Origin of the sequence: Acidisoma cellulosilyticum (assembly GCF_020621385.1) — a bacterium.
In the GTDB taxonomy this organism is placed as follows: Bacteria; Pseudomonadota; Alphaproteobacteria; order Acetobacterales; family Acetobacteraceae; genus Acidisoma; species Acidisoma cellulosilyticum.
Map to the genome: position 1 here is coordinate 669,504 of NZ_JAESVA010000001.1, position 18,552 is coordinate 688,055.

Here is an 18,552-nt window from a genome sequence, read left to right on the forward strand (position 1 = left end):
CCCTGCGGTCCGCGTCAGGCAGCGTCGCTATGCACGCGGTCAGCCCCGGTATAGGGATCGAGCCCCAATACGGCCGCCAGACGCCCGAGCTTGCGGATGATGCTCTCGCCCGCAAAGACCCCGGCATCTTCCTTGAGATTGAGGATGAGCTTGCCGTTATCGATGGCAAGCTCCGTGCTCGCCAGCAGATCGGGCGTGCCGCCCGACAGCGTATAGGCCAGCTGCAAAGCCGCCCCCAATACTTCGGCCTGCTGGACCGAGGTCATATCGAGCAGCATACGTGCCGGCGCCAGGAAGGGCGCGTCGGGCTCGGCCTCGTAGCGCATGGCGATGGCGAGCGCGAGATAGGCCCGCGCATGGTGGTCGATCGCGATGCCGGGCTGGCGCAGCACGCGCAGAAAACCCTGTTCGGCGCGGTATTCCGGATGGTCGTGGCTGGCGACATCCGAGAACCAGCAGGCCGCTTCGCGCAGCAGGCGCTGCTCCGCGGTCTCACCCACCATCAGCGGCGCGGTCCAGGCGATCAATGCCGGGGCCAGACGCTGATCGCGGCTGAAGAGCAGCGCCATGTCGCGGGCCGCCGCCGTGATCGGCTCCGCCGCGCGCACATCGGGCGGCAGGATATGCATCAGCCAGCCTTCGCGCAGGCCGTTCGCGCTGAAAACCACGCGGGACGCCCCCGTGACGCGCAACAGGCGGCGCAGCACCACCGCAGCGAAAGGCAGATCGTCGATACGCCGGCGCGGCAGGCCGGGCAGGCGTTCCAGCGCACGGCGGCTGGCGCCGGCGACGACACCGGCCAGATCCCGCGCTTCGTCACGAGCGATGGTATAGTGGTGCAGCATATTGAGCGGGTAGCTTGTCTGGGTCATGTGGATGCGCGCCAGCGCGCGGAAGGCGCCGCCGACAAGATAAAGATCCTGCCCCGCCCCTTCGCCCAGCCAAGGCACCCGCGCGGTATCTTCCTCGACGATGATGCGCGCCCGCGTCAGATCGCCGGCAGCCCGGTCAGCCAGGCGGATGACGCCAAGCCGCATCGTCTCGCTTTCGATCGCGCGGCCACCGATCAGGCGGACGGCTTCCAGAGAGCCGCCACCGATATCGAGCAGAATGCCTTCGGCGGTCGGAATGCCGCACAGCACGCCGGCGGCGGAATAGGCTGCCTCCTCCTTGCCGGACAGGATGCGGATGGGCACGCCCGGCATCAGCGACTGCAGACCGGCCACGAATTCCGGACCGTTGGAGGCATCGCGCACGGCGGCCGTCGCCAGCACTTCGAAGGGATTGGCCCCCATGGCGCGCGCGACCGCATGATAGCGGTTCATCACCATCAGCGCCTGCTGCACGCCTTCCTCGTTCAACCGGCCGGTCTGCTGCAAGCCACGGCCGAGCCGCAGCACCGCCTTCTCATTGAAAATGGTGACGGGGTTCCGGGACAGTCCCTCGAAGACAACGAGCCGGACTGAATTCGAGCCCAGATCGACGACGGCAGAGCGGGGTAAGGACAGCGGTCAGTCCCTCATTCCATGGGGTTTGCGGCCGACATGCTGTAGCAGCGAGGGACCATGAAGGGCAGAGCCCCGCCCCGACAGCGAGGGGTTGGTCATGAAGTAATTATGCGCCGAAATCGGCTTGCGCCCGCTTTGCACACGGCGCCAGCTCATATCCGGCCCCAGCTCCCAGGACTGCATATTGTCCTTGAGATCGACGACCATGATCTGGTCGAGGATCTGGGCGTGAACCGTCGGATTGCGGATCGGCACCAGGGTCTCGACGCGCATGTCCAGATTGCGGGCCATCCAGTCCGCGCTGCTGATGAAGACGCGCGCATGCCGGTTGGGCAGCGCGTGTCCATTGGCGAAGGCGATGATCCGCGCATGTTCCAGAAACCGCCCGACGATGGATTTCACCCGGATATTCTCGGACAGGCCCGGCACGCCGGGGCGCAGGCAGCAGATGCCGCGAATCACGCATTTCACCGGCACGCCAGCGGCCGAAGCCTCGTACAGAAGGTCGATCATCCGCTCATCGACCAGCGCATTGACCTTCAGCCAGATGCCGCTGGGCTTGCCGTCGCGCGCGGCCTGGATTTCATCCTGGATCAGATGGCTCAGGCGCTTGCGGGTCGTCAGCGGACTATAGGCGATGGCGTCCATCTTCTCGGGCTTGGCGTAGCCGGTCATGAAATTGAACAGCCGGGCGGCGTCGCGCGTCAGATCCGGGTCACAGGTGAAGAAGCTGAGATCGGTGTAAATCCGCGCCGTGATCGGGTGATAATTGCCGGTGCCGAAATGCGCGTAGGAGCGCACGCCGCCCGATTCGCGTCGCACCACCAACGATAGTTTGGCGTGGGTCTTCAGCTCGGTGAAACCGAAGACGACCTGCACGCCCGCCGCTTCCAGCGTGCGGGACAGGCGGATATTCGCCTCCTCGTCGAAACGCGCGCGGAGTTCGACCATGGCGGTGACGGTCTTGCCGGCTTCCGCCGCCTCGATCAGCGCCTTGACGATGGGGCTATCCTTGCTGGTGCGGTACAGCGTCTGCTTGACGGCGACGACCGCCGGGTCCTGCGCGGCCTGGCGCAGGAACTGCACCACGACGTCGAAACTCTCGAACGGATGATGGACGATGATGTCCTTGGCGCGGATGGCGGCGAAGCAATCCCCGCCGAAATCGCGGATGCGTTCCGGAAAGCGTGGCGTATAGGGCGTGAACAGCAGATCGGGCCGGTCATCCACGATCAGCTGCTTGAGGTCGACGGTGCCGAGAATCCCGGCTTCCTCGAAAATCTCCTCCGGCGGCGCGGCAACGGCGTCACGCACCAGCTGCTTCAGCTCCTCGGGCATCGACGCCTGCAGCGTGAGGTTGATGGCGACGCCGCGACGGCGACGCTTCAGCGCGGTCTCGTAGGACAGGACCAGATCGGCCGCCTCATCCTCGAACTCGACATCGGTGTCGCGAATGACGCGGAACAGGCCATGGGCTTCCCGCGCATAACCGGGGAAGAGGTGTTCCAGGAACATGCCCACGACATGTTCCAGCATCACGAAGCGGATCGGGCCGCCGGGTTCGGTCGCCGGCAGGCGGATGAACCGCTCCACCTGTCCGGGCAGCGGGATCAACGCCCGCATGACATGCCGGTCATGGTTGGAGACCAGCAGCAAAGCGAGGACGAGGCCCATATTCGGGATGAAGGGGAAAGGATGCGCGGGGTCGACCGCCAGCGGCGTCAGCACCGGAAAGATGCGATCCATGAAGAAAGCGTCCAGCCAGGCGCGGTCGGCGTCGGTCAGCGAGCCGATATCGGCGACGACGAGACCGGCAAGCGCCAGTTCCGCCCGCACCTTGTTCCAGGCACGCTGCTGATCGGCGATCAGCCGGCGGGCGCGCGTATTGATCTGCGCCAGCTGCTGCGGCGGCGTCAGCCCATCGGGAGAGATTTTGGCGACGCCGGCCTTGGCTTGGCCGACGAGACCGGCCACGCGCACGGAATAGAATTCGTCGAGATTGGAGCCGCTGATGGAAATAAAACGCAACCGCTCCAGCAACGGGTGGTGGCGATTCTCCGCCTCCTCCACGACGCGATGATTGAAATCGAGCCAGGAAAGTTCACGATTGATGAACCGCTCCGGCGAATCCAGCGGGATGGTGTCCGCGACTGATGCATCGTCACGCGACGCATCATCAGGCTCGGCCGCGACCGGAACCGATTCCGCAACAAGGGTGGCGTGGAGGTCTGCGTCTTCTGAGGTCATCTTTGCAGTCTAAAGTAGAATGCGCTCGTTTGGGGAGTGTTCCTGAAATGACTTATTCGAAACATCACACCCATCCTCCCCGATTGTCTCTACCAGGGAGGCTGCCATGGCGCGGGTGACGCGCCCGCCGGAGGCCATTGCCTGCCGATCAAGCCGGGCGGCGGCCTCGCGCAAAGCCGCCGCATGTCGCGGCAGACGCGCCAGCAACCAGTCCTGCAGACTTTCCCCCAGAACAAGCTGACGGTCGGAGAGTAATCGGGCCAGCAGCGCGCGCAGCAGCGGATCCTCGGCCGGTTTGACGGCAACCGCCGTCATGGCCCGCAAGCGGCTGGCGAGATCGGGCAGCGTCACGCGCCAGCGCGCGGGGGCGATGCGGCCGACCAGCAACAGTGGCCGGCGCATCTCACCGGCCAGATTCATCAGATGTAGCAGCGCCGTCTCATCCGGCACCGCGTCCGCATCGTCGATCGCGATGGCGGGCGAGCCGGCGAGTTCGGGCAGACGGCGGAGCATGGGCCCGTCCAACAGCAGCGCGCCGTTCCGTTCCGCCCAAAGCTGCAAAAGATGTGTCTTGCCGCAGCCGGCCTCGCCATACAAAGCGAGCCGGCCAGCCGGCCAGCCGGGCGTGCGCCCAAGCCAAGCCCGCGCCTCCTCGTTAGAGGGTGCCGCGATGAAGTCCTCCACACGGAAGCGCGGAATATAGGCAAAGGGCAGAGCGAGCTGCCTCAAGGAATCATCGCCCTCGGCGGTCATGGCTTCAACCTATCGTCGCCGGGCGGCGGATCAAGATAAAGGGGGCTGTGCAGATACCGCCTGATCCAGAAACGCGCCAGCACGCCAAGCGCCGCCGTGACCGGCACCGCAAGCAGAACGCCGAGGAAGCCGAAGGCCGCGCCTCCGGCCAGCAGCGCGAAGATCACCAGCACGTCGTGCAATTCCACGCGATTGCCGAGCAGGCGGGGGTAGATGACATAGCCTTCCAGAATCTGGCCGAGGACGAAAACCGCGATGACCAGAAAGACGCCGTTCCAGTTCGGGAATTGCGCGACCGCGAGGCCGATGGAGGTCACCGCCCCGGTAATGGTCCCGACATAGGGAATGAAGGAGAGCAGCCCGGCCGTCATGCCGACGATGAGGCCGAGATCGAGGCCGACGATGGTCAGGCCCAGCGAGTAGAAAGCCGCCAGCATGAGGCAGCACAGCAACTGCCCGCGCAGCCAGGCCGAGAGGATGCGATCGACCTCCAACACCTGCAAGCGGATGATGCCGGCATAGCGGAGCGGCAGCAGCGCATCGGCTTTGGCCACCAGACGGGGCCAGTCGCGCAGCAGATAGAAGGCCGCGATCGGCGTCACCACGATCAGCGTCAGCGCATTGACGATAGCGAAACCGCCGCCAATGACCCGGCTGAGCGCGCCGACCGCGAAGGGGATCATCGCACCCGCATGGGTCGCGACGATTTCCCGAATTTTGCTGTCGACGAAATCGGCGCCGAGATGCTTTTGCAGATGCGACAGCGTGCCATTGGCCCAGGCCTGCACCTCCACCACATATTCCGGCACCCGCTGCAGCAGCAGGCCGATCTGCGACAGGATGATGGGGTAAAGCAGCAGCACGAAGGTCAGCCCGCCCGTGATCAGCGCCAGGACCAGCAGCACGGCCGCCAGCCAGCGCGGCGCACCGGCCCGCGCCATGCGGGTCGCGACCGGGTCGAGGAAATAGGCGATGCCGAGCGCCGCTACGAAAGGCAGTAGAATCGCCGAGAACAGATAGAAAAACAGAACCAGCAGCAGAATCAGGCCGATAGCGAGGGCGATGCGGTGGTTACGGGCCGTCCTCTCCCGCTGTTCAGGCAAGGGCGAAGCCGGCGGCGGCAGATCCGTCATCGGCTCTCGCCCCTTCTGGTACGCGTTCCCGCCATAGCGCTTGCGCGGAAAGCCTTGGTTGCGTCACGAAGACGGCTGTGTTTGTTTCCGCGCCTCGTCAAACGACTTTCCCGAACTGCTCGGCGCCGCGCCGCCCGTCGCGGCATTGCCCGAGCTTAAACGCCTAGCGCATCGAGGGCCTGAATGACCATAGCGGCAAATCCCGGCAACGGCGTGACCTACGCAGAAGCCGGTGTGGACATCGAAGCCGGCGACGCGCTGGTGGACGCCATCAAGCCGCTGGCGAAGGCGACCAACCGCAGCGGCGTCATGGGCGGATTGGGCGGCTTCGGCGCGCTGTTCGATCTGAAGGCCGCAGGCTTCAAAGACCCTGTTCTCATCTCCTCGACGGATGGCGTCGGCACGAAGCTGAAAATTGCGATCGACCACGGGCTGCATGACACGGTCGGCATCGATCTTGTCGCCATGTGCGTCAACGATCTGGTCGTCCAGGGTGCGGAGCCGCTGTTCTTCCTCGATTATTTCGCGACCGGCAGCCTGGATGTGGCCTCCGCCAAGCGCGTCATCGGCGGCATCGCCGAAGGCTGCCGCCTGTCCGGTTGCGCGCTGGTGGGCGGTGAGACCGCCGAAATGCCGGGCATGTATCAGGCCGGCGACTATGATCTGGCGGGCTTCACCGTGGGTGCGGCCGAGCGCGAAAACCTGCTTCCGCGCGACGTGAAGCACAGCGATGTGGTGCTGGGTCTGGCGAGTTCGGGCGTGCATTCCAACGGCTTTTCGCTGGTCCGCCGCATCGTGGAGCTGGCGGGCGCGGACATGAACGGCCCCTGCCCCTTCGCCGAGGGCAAGTCCCTCGCGGAAACGCTGATGGCGCCGACCAAGCTTTATGTTCTTTCTGTCCTTGCCCTCCACCGGAAGGGTCTGCTCAAGGCAGCGGCGCATATTACCGGCGGCGGCTTGCCCGGCAATCTGCCCCGCGCTTTGCCGGAGGGCATGGTCGCCCGCATCGATGCCGGCACCTGGACGCTGCCGCCCGTCTTCCCCTGGCTCGCGAAGGCCGGCGGTGTTGCCCCGGAAGAGATGTTGCGCGTCTTCAACTGCGGCATCGGCATGGCGGTCATCGTGGCAGCCGAGCACGTCGCCGAGGCCCGCGCCATTCTGGAAGCGGAAGGCGAGCAGGTCTTCGAGATCGGCGCGCTTGAAGCCGCCGAGGGCGAGGCCCGCACCGACATCGCCATTCCTGCCGGCTGGCCTAGCTAATGGCAGCCCGCCGTCGCACGGCCGTTCTTATCAGCGGCCGTGGCTCGAACATGGTCGCCCTGATCGCGGCCGCCGCCGCGCCGGATTTCCCGGCCGAAATCGTGCTGGTTCTGTCGAACAACCCGGATGCCGGGGGGCTCGCGACAGCCGAGGCCGCCGGCATCGCGGCGATCGGGATCGATCACCGTCTGTTCGGGAAGGACCGCGCCGCGCATGAGGCCGAGATCGACGCGGCTTTGCGCGCCGCTGGCGTCGAGATCATCTGCCTCGCCGGCTATATGCGCCTGCTGACGCCTTATCTCGTGTCACGCTGGGAGGGCCGGATGCTCAATATCCACCCCAGTCTGCTGCCGGATTTCAAAGGGCTGCACACGCATGAGCGCGCTATCGAAGCGGGCGTCAGCGAAGCCGGCTGCACGGTGCATGTGGTGACGGAAGATCTGGACGCAGGCCCGATCCTGGCCCAGGCGCGGGTCGCCGTACTGGAAGGCGATACGCCCGACAGGCTGGCCGAGCGGGTGCTGGCCGAGGAGCATAGGCTTTACCCGGAAGCGCTGCGCCAGTTCGCGCTGTCGTTGGCGGATTAACGCCTCGCACCGACCATTTCGATATGACATCATATTGAAATGGTCGCCTGGGTCTATATCGTCAGCAATCAGCGAAACGGCACGCTTTATATTGGCGTCACCGCGCATCTCGCGGCGCGCATCCATCGGCATAAATCTCTGGATCAACCCGGATTTACACAGCGTTATAAGCTCACGAGGCTGGTTTATGCTGAGCGGCATGATGAGATTCTGAGAGCGATCCAACGGGAGAAATCCCTGAAACGCTGGCCTCGGACCTGGAAGCTCGCGCTCATCGAGCAACTCAATCCCGATTGGGACGATCTGTTCGGATCGCTATCGATGGAAATCTAGATGGGCGAGGCCTCAGATATTCGTCATCCCAGGGCTTGTCCCTGGGATCCATCCTGGGAGCGAAGGCAACGCCCCGTCCCGGCTGGATCCGCGGGTCAAGCCCGCGGACGACGATTTTAGTGGTCGCAGCCTTACGCGACTTTAGTGGTCGGTAATCTTACGCGACGATTTCGGTCTCGGCGAAGAAATAGGAAATCTCGGTCTTCGCATTGTCGAGGCTGTCCGAGCCATGCACGGAATTCGCTTCGATGCTCTCGGCGAAGTCGGCGCGGATGGTGCCGGCCTCAGCCTTCTTCGGGTCGGTGGCGCCCATCAGCTCACGGTTCTTGGCCATCGCATTCTCACCCTGCAGAACCTGCAGAACGACCGGGCCGGAGATCATGAAGCTGACCAGCTCGCCGAAGAAGGAGCGCTCGCTATGCACGGCGTAGAAGCCCTCGGCCTGCGCCTTGGTCAGCTGCACGCGCTTCTGGGCGACGATGGACAGGCCGTTCTTCTCGAAGACCGCATTGATAGCGCCGGTCAGGTTACGGCGGGTCGCGTCGGGCTTCAGGATGGAGAAAGTGCGCTCAATAGCCATGGGACTGTCTTTCTTTTTGGATAAGCAAAGTTGTGCGCGCGCCTTTAGAGGTTAAGGCAGAGCCCTGCAAGCCACACCGTTCCCGGCGCTGCCATTTGACGCTAGATGAGCCGCTATGAGCCTCCTGATCATTCGCAATCTCTCGATTTCCATCAAAGGCCGCCCGCTGCTGGAGAATGCCGACCTGACGGTCGATCCCGGACGGCGCATCGGTCTGATCGGCCGTAACGGCGCCGGCAAGTCCACGCTGATGCGCGCGATTTCCGGCGATCTGGCGGTCGACGGCGGCGATATCCGCCTCGCCAACCGCGCCAAGATGGGTGCGGTCGCGCAGGAAGCGCCGGGCGGCAGCATTACGCCGGTCGCGGTCGTGCTGGCTGCCGACAAGGAACGCACGGCTTTGCTGGCCGAGGCGGAAGCGGCGGAGACCGACGCGCTGCGCCTGGCCGAAGTCCATGAACGATTGAGGACAATTGAATCCGACAGCGCGCCCGCCCGCGCCGGCGCCATTCTCAGCGGTCTCGGCTTCAGCCTGGAACGGCAGCAAGGGCCGATGAGCGCGCTATCCGGCGGCTGGCGCATGCGCGTCGCCCTGGCCTCCGCGCTGTTCGGCAATCCCGACCTGCTGCTGCTGGACGAGCCGACCAACCATCTCGACCTTGAAGCCTCGCTTTGGCTGGAAGGCTGGCTGGCCAAATTCCCCGGCGCCGCGCTGATCGTCTCGCATGATCGCGGGTTGCTCGACCGCTCGGTCGAGGCCATCGCCCATCTCGATCGTGGCAAGATCACGCTCACCACAGGCGGGTTCGCCGAATTCCTCCGTTTGCGGGCCGAACGCTCGGCGCAGCAGAAGCGCATGGCTGAGAAGGTGACCGCGGAGCGCGACCGCATTCAGGCCTTCGTCGACCGGTTCCGCGCCAAAGCGACCAAGGCGCGCCAGGCGCAAAGCCGGCTGAAGGCGCTGGAGCGGCTGCCGCCCGTGGAAAACGTCATCGAGGATGCGCCGACCCGCTTCTCCTTCCCAGATCCGTCGCGCATCGCCCCGCCCATCCTGACGCTGGACCGCGTTTCGATCGGCTATGCCGGCAAGCCGGTGTTGAAAAACATCTCGCTCAACCTCGATACCGATGACCGCGTGGCTCTGCTCGGCGCCAACGGCAACGGCAAGTCGACGCTCGCGAAGCTCATCGGCGGGTCGCTGGAGGCGCTCTCGGGCGAGGTGCGGCGCGCCGCCGGCCTGAAGGTCGGCTATTTCGCCCAGGATCAGGCCGAGGCTTTGATTCCGGGGGAGACGCCGGTCGATCATATGGCGCGTGCTTTGCCGCGCGCCTTGCCACCGCAGGTGCGCGCTCAGCTCGCCCGTTTCGGCCTGGACGCCGACCGCGCGGATACCAAGGTCTCCGAACTCTCGGGCGGCGAGAAAGGCCGGCTGCTGCTGGCCTTGGCCACCCGCGACGCGCCGCATCTGCTGATCCTTGATGAACCGACGAACCATCTGGATATCGACGCCAAGGAGGCGCTGATCCGCGCGCTTGCTGATTATACCGGCGCGGTGCTGCTCATCACCCATGATCCGCATCTCGTGGAACTGGTCGCAGACAGTCTTTGGCTGGTCGCCGACGGCACGGCCGCGCAGTTCGACGGCGATATGGACGATTACCGCCAGCGTCTGGCCGGGCTGTCGAGCGGCCCCGGCAAAGTCGACACGGCACCCACGCGCCAAGACGACCGGCGCGAGCGCGCGGAAGCCCGCGCAGCCCTCGCCCCGCTCCGCAAAATCGCCCAGGACGCTGAAAAGAAAATCGCGAAACTGACGGCCGATAAGGACCGGATCGAGGCGATCCTGGCCGACCCCGGCTTTTACGAAAAGCATGGCGGCGCCGAGATTACGCGCGGCCAGCAGAAGCTCGCCGCCATCGCGCGCGAGATCGAGGCGGCCGAGGAAGCCTGGCTGGAAGCCCAGGGCGCGCTGGAGGAGGCGGGCTAGCAGACATTATCATCCCGCACCTTCCTTAACTGTAGAGAGGGGGACCGCGCAGGACATGGATTTGGGAAACCATGCCGCGAGTGCAGTGCAACACTGCCCCAGTTAACGACCGGCCCAGACCTCTGCTAATGTCGGCGCATGGAATTCCGCTCGCTCTACGCCCACGGCTTCGCCCGTGTCGCTGCCTGCACCATTCTGAGCCGTCCGGGCGATCCGGCGGCCAATGCGCGGGCGATTTTGGACGAGGCCAGGCTCTGCCACGATGACGGCGCGGTGCTTTGCGTCTTTCCGGAACTCTCCGTCTCCGCCTACGCCATCGACGATCTGCTGCTGCAGGATGTGCTGCTGGACGCCGTGCAAACGGCGATTGCCACCATCGTCGCGGGCAGCCGCGATCTGACGCCGATCCTGCTGGTCGGCGCGCCGCTGGCCCAGGGTACCAGGCTCTACAACACCGCCGTCGTCATCCATCGCGGGCGCATCCTGGGCGTCGTGCCCAAAACCCATCTGCCGAATTACCGCGAATTCTACGAGAAGCGGCATTTCGCTTCCGGCATGGGCACCGAAGGCCGCATGATCACGCTCGGCGGGGAGGACGTCCCTTTCGGTCCGGACCTGATCTTCGCGGCCGAGGACCTGCCCGGTTTCGTCCTGCATGTGGAAATCTGTGAGGATGTCTGGGTGCCGGTGCCGCCCAGCTCCCACGGGGCTCTGGCAGGCGCCACGATCCTGGCCAATCTCTCAGCCAGCAATATTACCATCGGCAAGGCCGAGACCCGGACACAGCTGTCCATCAGCCAATCCGCGCGCTGCAATGCCGCCTATCTGTATGCGGCTGCCGGTGCCGGGGAATCGACCACCGATCTCGCCTGGGACGGTCAGGCCTCGATCTTCGAGATGGGCGAGACCCTGGCCGAGACCGACCGCTTCCCGCTCGACGCCCAGCGCGCCATCGCCGATGTCGATCTCGACCGGCTGCGGCAGGAACGGCTGCGCATGGGCAGTTTCGAGGATAACGGCCGAGCCATCGGCGTCGAACCCGAGCAGTTCCGGCGCGTCACGCTGACCTTGGCGCCACCCGACCGCGACCTGGGCCTGAAGCGCCCGCTGCAACGCTTTCCCTTCGTGCCCGCCGACCCCGCGCGCCTGCATCAGGATTGCTACGAAGCCTATAACATCCAGATTTCAGGGCTTGTGCAGCGGCTGCGCGGCATCGGCTGCAAGCGGATGGTCATCGGCATTTCGGGTGGCCTTGATTCCACGCATGCGCTGATCGTCGCCGCGCGCGCCGCTGACCGGCTGGGCCTGCCGCGCACCAATATCCTGGCCTTCACCATGCCCGGTTTTGCGACCAGCGACGAAACCAAGGGCAATGCCATCCGGCTGATGGACAGTATCGGCGTGACCTGGAAGGAACTCGATATCCGTCCGGCCGCGACCCAGATGCTGGCCGATATGGGCCATCCCTTCGGGCAGGGTGAGCCGGTCTATGACGTGACCTTCGAGAATGTGCAGGCGGGATTGCGCACGGATTACCTGTTCCGTCTCGCCAATCATAACGAGGCGATCGTCATCGGCACCGGCGATCTGTCGGAACTTGCACTCGGCTGGTGCACCTATGGCGTGGGCGACCAGATGTCCCACTACAACGTCAATGGCGGCATCCCGAAGACGCTGATCCAGCACCTCATCCGCTGGGTCATCCAGTCCGGGCAGTTTTCCGAGGATGTCGGCGTGACGCTTGCTGCCATTCTCGACACCGAGATTTCACCGGAACTGGTGCCCGCCAAGCCGGGCGAAAAACCGCAGAGCACGGAGGCCAAGATCGGCCCCTATGCGCTGCAGGATTTCACCTTGTTTCACGTGCTGCGCTACGGCTTCCGCCCGTCCAAGATCGCCTTCCTGGCGATGACGGCCTGGGAAGATGCGGCCCGCGGCGCCTGGCCGCCGGGCTTTCCGGATGACCGCCGCCCGACCTATGCCTTGCCTGAGATCAAGCATTGGATGCGCGTCTTCCTGCAGCGTTTCTTCGCCTTCAGCCAGTTCAAGCGCTCGGCCATGCCCAATGGCCCGAAGGTCAGCGCCGGTGGCAGCCTGTCGCCCCGTGGGGACTGGCGCGCGCCCTCCGACGGCAATGCGACGGCCTGGCTGCATGAGCTTGAGACGATGATTCCTGACGAGCGCTAAGGCCATGGCGCAGCCTCTTGCCTTAATGCGCGCAGTCTGATGGAAGACCGGAATGGACAAAGAATCTCGACTGTCCGGCTTGCGCGTTCTTATTCTTGAGGACGAGGCGCTGCTGGCTATGCTGCTGGAAGATGTCTTGGCTGAATTCGGCTGCGTCCTGGTCGGGCCCTTTAGCCAGAATGACGAGGCCCTTGCCTTCCTCTCGGCCGAGCCTCAAGGCTGTGACATCGGCATTCTGGATGTCAATGTCGCCGGCCATCGCAGCGACGCGGTGGCGGCCGAGTTCGATCGCCTCGGCCTGCCTTTCGTCTTCAGCACGGGTTACGACGAATCCGCGCTGGATGAACGGTGGCGCAGCAAGCCCTGCCTGAGAAAGCCCTTCCGCCCGACCGATCTGGAACGGCTGCTGCTGGACGTTCTGCCGGTTTAGAGTCTGTCAGAGTTAAGTCGAATCGCGTCAAAAACTCGTCATGCCCGGCCTTGAGCCGGGCATCCATACGCGGTGACGCCCAAACATGGATAGCCGGGTCAAGCCCGGCGATGACGAGGAGAGAGGCTCTTCAGTCAGAGCCTTACAAACTCTAGCTGTGCCGCCGCTGGCCCGGCGGAAAGCCATGGCTGCGCGCACCCCACGCAACGGCCAGCGCGACCAATAGAAAAATAAGCAGAACCCAGGCGAAGGCGGCAATGCCCCATAGCGGCAACAACACGCCGCCCAGTAATCCGCCGGCTGCGATCGCCGTGTTCCAGACGACGACATTGATCGACAGCGCGACCTCGGCGCCCGGCCCCGCCGCGTCCGCGAGCGCGGTCTGCAGCAAGGTGGCCGCGCCGCCGAAGCTGAGACCCCAGATCGCCACGCCGACTATCACGAGCGCCGGAGAGAACGGCAGCATGCCGAAAGCCAGCGCCACCGCCGCGAACCCGCCAAGGCTCGCCAGCACGGCCGCGCGAAGCGCACGGTCGACCAGCCGACCGGTGACCCAGATACCGAGCAGGGCCGCGACGCCGAAAACCATCAGCATCAGATCGACGCGCGGCGCGAGGCCAACCGGCGCCAAAAATGGAGCGATATAGGTGTAGAGAAGATTGTGGCCGGTCATCCAGGCCATCACCACACCGAGGACAGGGATGACACCGGGCGTCGCCAGCACGTGCCGGATGGCCAGCCGGTCGCTCGGCTGCTGGCCGGGATAGTTCGGCATCACGATCAGCACCCAGCCCGCCAGCAGCAAAGCGAGGCCCGACATGATGGCGAAGGTCGCCCGCCATCCCACTGCCGCGCCAAGCCAGGTGCCCAGCGGCACGCCAATGGACAGCGCGATCGGCGTGCCGACCATCGCGACAGCCATCGCGCGTCCCTGCAACGGCCTTGCCACCATCCGCCGCGCATAGGCGGCAAGGATGCTCCAGGCGAGACCAGCCGAGGCGCCGGCCAGGAAGCGAGCCGCGAGCGTGACGCGATAATCGGCCGAGATGGCCGTCACGCCATTGAAGACCAGAAAGCCCGCAATCGTGAGCAGCAGGACGCGGCGCCTGGGCCATGCGCCGGTCAGGGTATTCAGCGGAATAGCCGCGACCACTGAACCCAAGGCATAGGCGGTGACAAGCTGGCCCGCGAGGGAGGGCGAGACCGCCAAACCATGGGCAATGCCGGGCAGAAGCCCGGCCGGAATCGTCTCCGTCGCGATGCAGAGAAAACCGGTCATAGCCAGCGCCAGCAGAGCCGCGATGGGCAAGGTTTCGGCTGCCGGCATCTTGCCGGCGGTCGGGGGAGAGGAATTGCTGGACAAATTGCGACTCACTTATGGACTGATCGATCCATAAATGAGAGCGCCGCAACGCTCTTGTCAATGACTTCCGGACTGATTAGTTCAAAAGTCATATCAGGAGATAATCACGGTGCGGACAGGACGCCCGCGCGGCTTCGACCGGGATGCGGCATTGGCAGGGGCGATGAACCTGTTCTGGGCGCAGGGCTATGAGGGCGCATCGCTGGAACAGTTGCGGCGCGCCATGGGTGGCCTGTCCTCCGCCTCCTTCTATGCCGCCTTCGGATCGAAGGAAGCGCTGTTCCGGGAGGTGCTGGATCTTTATCTCGGCACCCATGGCCAGGTTCTGAATGCGCTGCGCGATGAAACGCTATCGCCGCGCGCGCGAATCGAACTGGCACTGCGCCGGTCTGCCTGCATGCAGTCCGATGCGTCGCATCCGCCGGGTTGTATGATCACCCTGGCCGCGACCATCGGCTCGGCCGATTGCACCGCGATCCAGGCGCTGACAGCGCGGGAAAGGGCCGCGAACCGTCAGGCGATTCGGGCTTGTGTCGAGGAGGCGGTGGCGGCGGGCGCGCTGCGCGCCGAAACGGATGTTGCAGGGCTCGCCGCCGTCTTCGACGGCTTGTTGTTGGGCCTGTCGCTACAGGCGCGAGACGGGGTGCCGGGCAGCGCCATGGACGCCGGTATCACCGCCGTCCTCGCCGCCTGGGATAAGGCTGCCTGACCCTTACTCGTCCTCGTCATGGGTGCGGCGGACCAGCACCTCGCGCTTGCCGACATGATTGGCCGGCCCGACGATGCCGTCTTTCTCCATCTGCTCGATGAGACGGGCGGCGCGGTTGTAGCCGATCTGCAGATGGCGCTGGATGAAGCTGGTGCTGGCCTTGCCTTCGCGGGCGACGAGCGCGACGGCCTGATCGAACAACCCCTTCTCGCCTTCGCTGGCGCCCGGCATGGCCGAAGCACCGCTGCCGCTGCCGCTTGCCTCTTCCTGAGCCTCGGTCACTTCCTCAAGATAATTCGGCTCGCCCTGCTCGCGCAGGAAGGCGACCGCGTCCTCGACCTCGCGATCCGTCACGAAAGGTCCATGGACGCGGGTGATGCGCCCGCCGCCGGCCATGTACAGCATGTCTCCCTGGCCCAGCAGCTGTTCCGATCCCTGCTCGCCCAGAATCGTGCGGCTGTCGAACTTGCTGATCACCTGAAAGCTGATGCGGGTCGGGAAGTTGGCCTTGATGGTGCCGGTGATGACATCGACCGACGGGCGCTGCGTCGCCATGATGACATGGATGCCGGCGGCACGCGCCATCTGCGCCAGACGCTGCACCGCGGCCTCGATCTCCTTGCCGGCGACCATCATCAGATCGGCCATTTCGTCGATGACGACGACCAGGAAGGGCAGAGGCTCCAGCGCCAGCGCTTGTTCCTCGAAGATCGGACGTCCGGTCTCGGCATCGAAACCGGTCTGCACGCGGCGGGTGACGACCTCACCGCGCGAGCGGGCCTCGGCCACGCGTTCATTATAGCCGCCGATATTGCGGACGCTGAGCTGGCTCATGGCGCGATAGCGGCGCTCCATCTCACGCACGGTCCATTTCAGCGCCGTCACCGCTTTGGCGGGTTCCGTCACCACGGGGGCCATGAGATGCGGAATGCCGTCATAGACGGAGAGTTCCAGCATCTTCGGGTCGATCAGGATCAGGCGGCAATCCTCCGGCGACAGCCGGAAGAGCAGCGACAGGATCATGGCATTGATGCCGACGGATTTGCCCGAGCCGGTGGTGCCGGCGACGAGCAGATGCGGCATGCGCGCCAGATCGACGATGACCGGCGAGCCGCCGATATCCTTGCCTAGCGCCAGCGGCAGGCGGCCGGCATGGCTGCCCCATTCCTCGACCGACATCAGCTCGCGCAGAAAGACCGTCTCGCGCTTCGCATTCGGCACTTCGATACCGATGACATTGCGCCCGGGCACGGTCGCGATGCGCACGGCGGTGACGGACAGGCTACGCGCGACGTCATCGGCCAGGCCGATGACACGGGCGGAGCGGATGCCAGGTGCCGGTTCCAGTTCGTACAGCGTCACGACCGGACCGGGGCGGATTTCCACGATACTGCCCTGAACGCCGTAGTCCGACAGCACGGTCTCAAGCAGACGCGCATTGGCTTGCAAGGCTTCAGGGGAAATGCCGACCTCATGCTGGGCCGGCGGGTCCTTCAAAAGCTCGATCGGCGGCAGCTTCCAACCGGCATGGCTGACCGCCGGCGGCGGCTCAGGCCGCGTCGCCATGCGCGGCTTGTCGCGCTGGGTGCGGATGCGCGTGTCACCGGGGTTGGAAGCGGCCGCGGCGATGCCGGCCGCGCCGAATCCCGCCGCCGTCAGCTTCCCGCCCGGGGCCGTGCGCGGGGCCGGCGTGGCCATCACCGGCTCACGCCGGGCGTTGATCTGGCGATCGTCAGGATCGTCCGGGTCCATCGGCGGCAGGTTGAAGATCGGATGCGGGGACGCGTCGTCGGCGGGTTGCGCGCGGCCCCAGTCGGGGCGGCCCCAATCCGGCAGCCGGGAAAAGAGACCGCCGAGGCGATGGGTGACGCCGCCAAAACCGAAGCCACCGCGCCCGCTTCCATCATGGCCGTCGCTGCGCGACGTGCCGACCGATCGCATCGATCGCATGGAAAGGGAGGCAGCGCCCATGGCGCCGGACCGGGCGCGCGATCCGGCGGCGCGCCACTCCATCGCCGTCAGGCCGAAGCCGAAGGCGACCAGGCCAAGCCCCGCCAGCATCTCGATCACCCAGGCAATCGCCGTGCCGAGCGGACCGAAGGCGGAATGGGCCGTGCCGATGATCACATGGCCGACGCCATAGCCGACCGCACCACCCCAGCCGGCTGCCAGCCAGGCCGAGCTGCCGCTGGCCGGGACCGGCAAATTGGCGATTCCGCCGGCCAGCAGCGGCATCGCCGCGAGCAGCGCCAGGATACGGAAAGAAACATGGGTCAGACGCCGGTTCTCAGCGATACGCCAGCCCCACAGCAGCATGACCCAGACCGGCAGCGTTCCGACAACGCCGAACCCCTGCCAGGACAGATCGGCGATGACGGCACCGGTCGGGCCAGCCAGGTTTCGCACGACGGTTCCGGCCGTGTCGAAGGATGCGTCGGCGGGATGATAGGAGGCGAGTGCGACGCCAAGCCCGATCCCCGCGAAGCCGAGCAGCAGCCCTACCAGCGACGCGAGCCGGCGGCGCAGCACCGCCAGCATGGTCGGGGAGATAAAGCGGCGGGCTTCGGCGATGGCGGCCATCGGTATCCTTTCCAATGATGCCGGTGGTCCCCGGACAACACTCGATCGAGGCCGGGCCATGGTATCAGAAGGCTAATCCGGCGCAGGACTTTCCGCCGGCAAATATGGAGAGGGGGCCGTTCAGCCTTGCGGCAGCAGCCCCCTCTCCGTCACGACCAAAGCCGAGGCATCGGCCTAGAAAATGCTGGCGATGCCATGCCCGATATTGCCGAAGAAGCCGCGCTTGGGCTTGCCGTCGGGACCGGTCTGGGCAACGGCCGTCTGCTCTTTCGCGCCGGACGTGCCGGCACCGACCGGGGCCACCACCTGCACCAGGGTCGGGTGATAGATGTCGTGATGCGGTACGCCGCAGATGTCGTAGTTCACCGGCTGGACCATCGGCTTGTCATTGGCGAAGTCCAGCAGCTCCTTGGAGCTCTTCAGCGCCAGAACCTCACCGAACAGCGCCACGTTCTGCTGGCAGAACAGCGTGCCCTGCTTGATCGAGGCGTCGGACTGAACATTGGCAAGCTGGGTGATGTAGTCATCATGCTCGGACCGCCAGTTGCGGCCGTAATGATGGGAGAAATAGCTGTTCAGCGCCGTATCCTCCTTCACGAGGGTCGGGCGGAAATTGATGACGAAGCTGTTGTAGCGGTCGCGCGTATCGCAAGCGAGCGCCGTTACCATGAGCTGGCTTTTGAGGCCGGCCACATTCATCGCCGTCCCTTCGATGGGCTTCAAACAGGCGGCGGAGGCGATGCCGGGGGCAAGCATAGATGTTGCCACGAGGGTAGCGAACAGGCGGCGCATGGTTAACTCCGGGCCAAGGATAAGCGATTTAAGACGGCGACGCGGTTGACTGGGCGTGTGAGGTAAAGCCTGTATTCCTCAGATTTGCAAATAAATTTGTGCA

15 protein-coding genes are annotated in these 18,552 nt (G+C 65.2%); 7 read left to right on the top strand and 8 right to left on the bottom strand.

Annotated features, from left to right (window positions below; genetic code table 11):
* Nucleotides 1-14 precede the first annotated feature (14 nt).
* From ACELLULO517_RS03145 to ACELLULO517_RS03160, 4 genes are read right to left on the bottom strand one after another with little or no spacing between them, the layout of a single operon-like run.
* On the bottom strand, nt 15-1,508 hold the full coding sequence (locus ACELLULO517_RS03145; protein WP_227306066.1) for a Ppx/GppA family phosphatase: 1,494 nt from the start codon (nt 1,506-1,508) through the stop codon (nt 15-17).
* 3 nt (nt 1,509-1,511) lie between these two features.
* On the bottom strand, nt 1,512-3,755 hold the full coding sequence (locus ACELLULO517_RS03150) for an RNA degradosome polyphosphate kinase (RefSeq protein ID WP_227305790.1): 2,244 nt from the start codon (nt 3,753-3,755) through the stop codon (nt 1,512-1,514).
* Nucleotides 3,756-3,764: 9 nt separating this feature from the next.
* A complete protein-coding gene (locus tag ACELLULO517_RS03155) occupies nt 3,765-4,508 on the bottom strand; it encodes a P-loop NTPase family protein (RefSeq protein ID WP_227305792.1) in 744 nt (247 codons plus the stop codon).
* On the bottom strand, nt 4,505-5,641 hold the full coding sequence (locus ACELLULO517_RS03160) for an AI-2E family transporter (RefSeq protein WP_227305794.1): 1,137 nt from the start codon (nt 5,639-5,641) through the stop codon (nt 4,505-4,507). The genes ACELLULO517_RS03155 and ACELLULO517_RS03160 overlap by 4 nt, the downstream gene beginning before the upstream one ends.
* Before the next feature lie 183 nt (nt 5,642-5,824).
* On the opposite strand from ACELLULO517_RS03160, the gene purM reads away from it, so the two are divergent.
* From purM to ACELLULO517_RS03175, 3 genes are read left to right on the top strand one after another with little or no spacing between them, the layout of a single operon-like run.
* Entirely contained in the window at nt 5,825-6,901 is a 1,077-nt protein-coding gene (purM, locus tag ACELLULO517_RS03165) for a phosphoribosylformylglycinamidine cyclo-ligase (RefSeq protein WP_227305795.1), read from the top strand.
* Nucleotides 6,901-7,488 carry a phosphoribosylglycinamide formyltransferase gene (gene purN, locus ACELLULO517_RS03170; protein ID WP_227305797.1) on the top strand — a complete coding sequence of 196 codons (588 nt, stop codon included), beginning with the start codon at nt 6,901-6,903 and terminating at the stop codon, nt 7,486-7,488. Before purM ends, purN begins: the two co-directional genes overlap by 1 nt.
* A gap of 39 nt (nt 7,489-7,527) precedes the next feature.
* Nucleotides 7,528-7,821 carry a GIY-YIG nuclease family protein gene (locus ACELLULO517_RS03175; RefSeq protein WP_227305799.1) on the top strand — a complete coding sequence of 98 codons (294 nt, stop codon included), beginning with the start codon at nt 7,528-7,530 and terminating at the stop codon, nt 7,819-7,821.
* 157 nt (nt 7,822-7,978) lie between these two features.
* Here the strand turns inward: ACELLULO517_RS03175 and ndk are convergent, their stop codons facing one another.
* The gene (ndk, locus tag ACELLULO517_RS03180; RefSeq protein WP_227305801.1) at nt 7,979-8,401 is read right to left on the bottom strand and encodes a nucleoside-diphosphate kinase; all 423 of its coding nucleotides are present in this window, start codon (nt 8,399-8,401) and stop codon (nt 7,979-7,981) included.
* Nucleotides 8,402-8,516: 115 nt separating this feature from the next.
* Here ndk and ACELLULO517_RS03185 point away from each other — a divergent pair, with 115 nt between their 5' ends.
* The 3 genes from ACELLULO517_RS03185 (at nt 8,517) to ACELLULO517_RS03195 (ending at nt 13,005) form a co-directional block, all read left to right on the top strand.
* On the top strand, nt 8,517-10,388 hold the full coding sequence (locus ACELLULO517_RS03185) for an ABC-F family ATP-binding cassette domain-containing protein (protein ID WP_227305803.1): 1,872 nt from the start codon (nt 8,517-8,519) through the stop codon (nt 10,386-10,388).
* A gap of 138 nt (nt 10,389-10,526) precedes the next feature.
* Nucleotides 10,527-12,575, top strand: coding sequence for an NAD(+) synthase (locus ACELLULO517_RS03190; RefSeq protein WP_227305805.1), 2,049 nt, complete (start codon nt 10,527-10,529; stop codon nt 12,573-12,575).
* Nucleotides 12,576-12,627: 52 nt separating this feature from the next.
* A complete protein-coding gene (locus ACELLULO517_RS03195; RefSeq protein WP_227305807.1) occupies nt 12,628-13,005 on the top strand; it encodes a response regulator in 378 nt (125 codons plus the stop codon).
* A gap of 151 nt (nt 13,006-13,156) precedes the next feature.
* Here ACELLULO517_RS03195 and ACELLULO517_RS03200 read toward each other — a convergent pair whose 3' ends face one another.
* Nucleotides 13,157-14,332 (bottom strand): MFS transporter, encoded by a 1,176-nt coding sequence (locus ACELLULO517_RS03200; RefSeq protein ID WP_227306067.1) that lies wholly within the window; start codon nt 14,330-14,332, stop codon nt 13,157-13,159.
* 199 nt (nt 14,333-14,531) lie between these two features.
* Between ACELLULO517_RS03200 and ACELLULO517_RS03205 the strand changes: the two genes are divergently transcribed.
* Nucleotides 14,532-15,077 (top strand): TetR/AcrR family transcriptional regulator, encoded by a 546-nt coding sequence (locus tag ACELLULO517_RS03205; protein WP_227306068.1) that lies wholly within the window; start codon nt 14,532-14,534, stop codon nt 15,075-15,077.
* Between the two features lie 3 nt (nt 15,078-15,080).
* On the opposite strand, the gene ACELLULO517_RS03210 is transcribed toward ACELLULO517_RS03205, so the two are convergent.
* Together ACELLULO517_RS03210 and ACELLULO517_RS03215 are read right to left on the bottom strand one after the other, a co-directional pair.
* Nucleotides 15,081-17,657: a DNA translocase FtsK gene (locus ACELLULO517_RS03210; RefSeq protein WP_227305809.1), complete on the bottom strand. Its 2,577-nt coding sequence runs from the start codon at nt 17,655-17,657 to the stop codon at nt 15,081-15,083.
* Nucleotides 17,658-17,831: 174 nt separating this feature from the next.
* Complete coding sequence (locus ACELLULO517_RS03215; protein ID WP_227305811.1) at nt 17,832-18,449, bottom strand: hypothetical protein; 618 nt, start codon at nt 18,447-18,449, stop codon at nt 17,832-17,834.
* Nucleotides 18,450-18,552: the final 103 nt, after the last annotated feature.

What these genes read in the sequence shown, in the direction of transcription:
- ACELLULO517_RS03160 (WP_227305794.1), bottom strand. Translation starts at nt 5,641, where the DNA reads ATGACGGATCTGCCGCCGCCGGCTTCGCCCTTGCCTGAACAGCGGGAG.
- ACELLULO517_RS03190 (WP_227305805.1), top strand. Translation starts at nt 10,527, where the DNA reads ATGGAATTCCGCTCGCTCTACGCCCACGGCTTCGCCCGTGTCGCTGCC.
- ACELLULO517_RS03210 (WP_227305809.1), bottom strand. Translation starts at nt 17,657, where the DNA reads ATGGCCGCCATCGCCGAAGCCCGCCGCTTTATCTCCCCGACCATGCTG.
- ACELLULO517_RS03150 (WP_227305790.1), bottom strand. Translation starts at nt 3,755, where the DNA reads ATGACCTCAGAAGACGCAGACCTCCACGCCACCCTTGTTGCGGAATCG.
- ACELLULO517_RS03195 (WP_227305807.1), top strand. Translation starts at nt 12,628, where the DNA reads ATGGACAAAGAATCTCGACTGTCCGGCTTGCGCGTTCTTATTCTTGAG.
- purM (WP_227305795.1), top strand. Translation starts at nt 5,825, where the DNA reads ATGACCATAGCGGCAAATCCCGGCAACGGCGTGACCTACGCAGAAGCC.
- ACELLULO517_RS03185 (WP_227305803.1), top strand. Translation starts at nt 8,517, where the DNA reads ATGAGCCTCCTGATCATTCGCAATCTCTCGATTTCCATCAAAGGCCGC.
- ACELLULO517_RS03215 (WP_227305811.1), bottom strand. Translation starts at nt 18,449, where the DNA reads ATGCGCCGCCTGTTCGCTACCCTCGTGGCAACATCTATGCTTGCCCCC.
- ndk (WP_227305801.1), bottom strand. Translation starts at nt 8,401, where the DNA reads ATGGCTATTGAGCGCACTTTCTCCATCCTGAAGCCCGACGCGACCCGC.
- ACELLULO517_RS03200 (WP_227306067.1), bottom strand. Translation starts at nt 14,332, where the DNA reads ATGCCGGCAGCCGAAACCTTGCCCATCGCGGCTCTGCTGGCGCTGGCT.
- ACELLULO517_RS03175 (WP_227305799.1), top strand. Translation starts at nt 7,528, where the DNA reads ATGGTCGCCTGGGTCTATATCGTCAGCAATCAGCGAAACGGCACGCTT.
- ACELLULO517_RS03205 (WP_227306068.1), top strand. Translation starts at nt 14,532, where the DNA reads ATGAACCTGTTCTGGGCGCAGGGCTATGAGGGCGCATCGCTGGAACAG.
- purN (WP_227305797.1), top strand. Translation starts at nt 6,901, where the DNA reads ATGGCAGCCCGCCGTCGCACGGCCGTTCTTATCAGCGGCCGTGGCTCG.
- ACELLULO517_RS03155 (WP_227305792.1), bottom strand. Translation starts at nt 4,508, where the DNA reads ATGACCGCCGAGGGCGATGATTCCTTGAGGCAGCTCGCTCTGCCCTTT.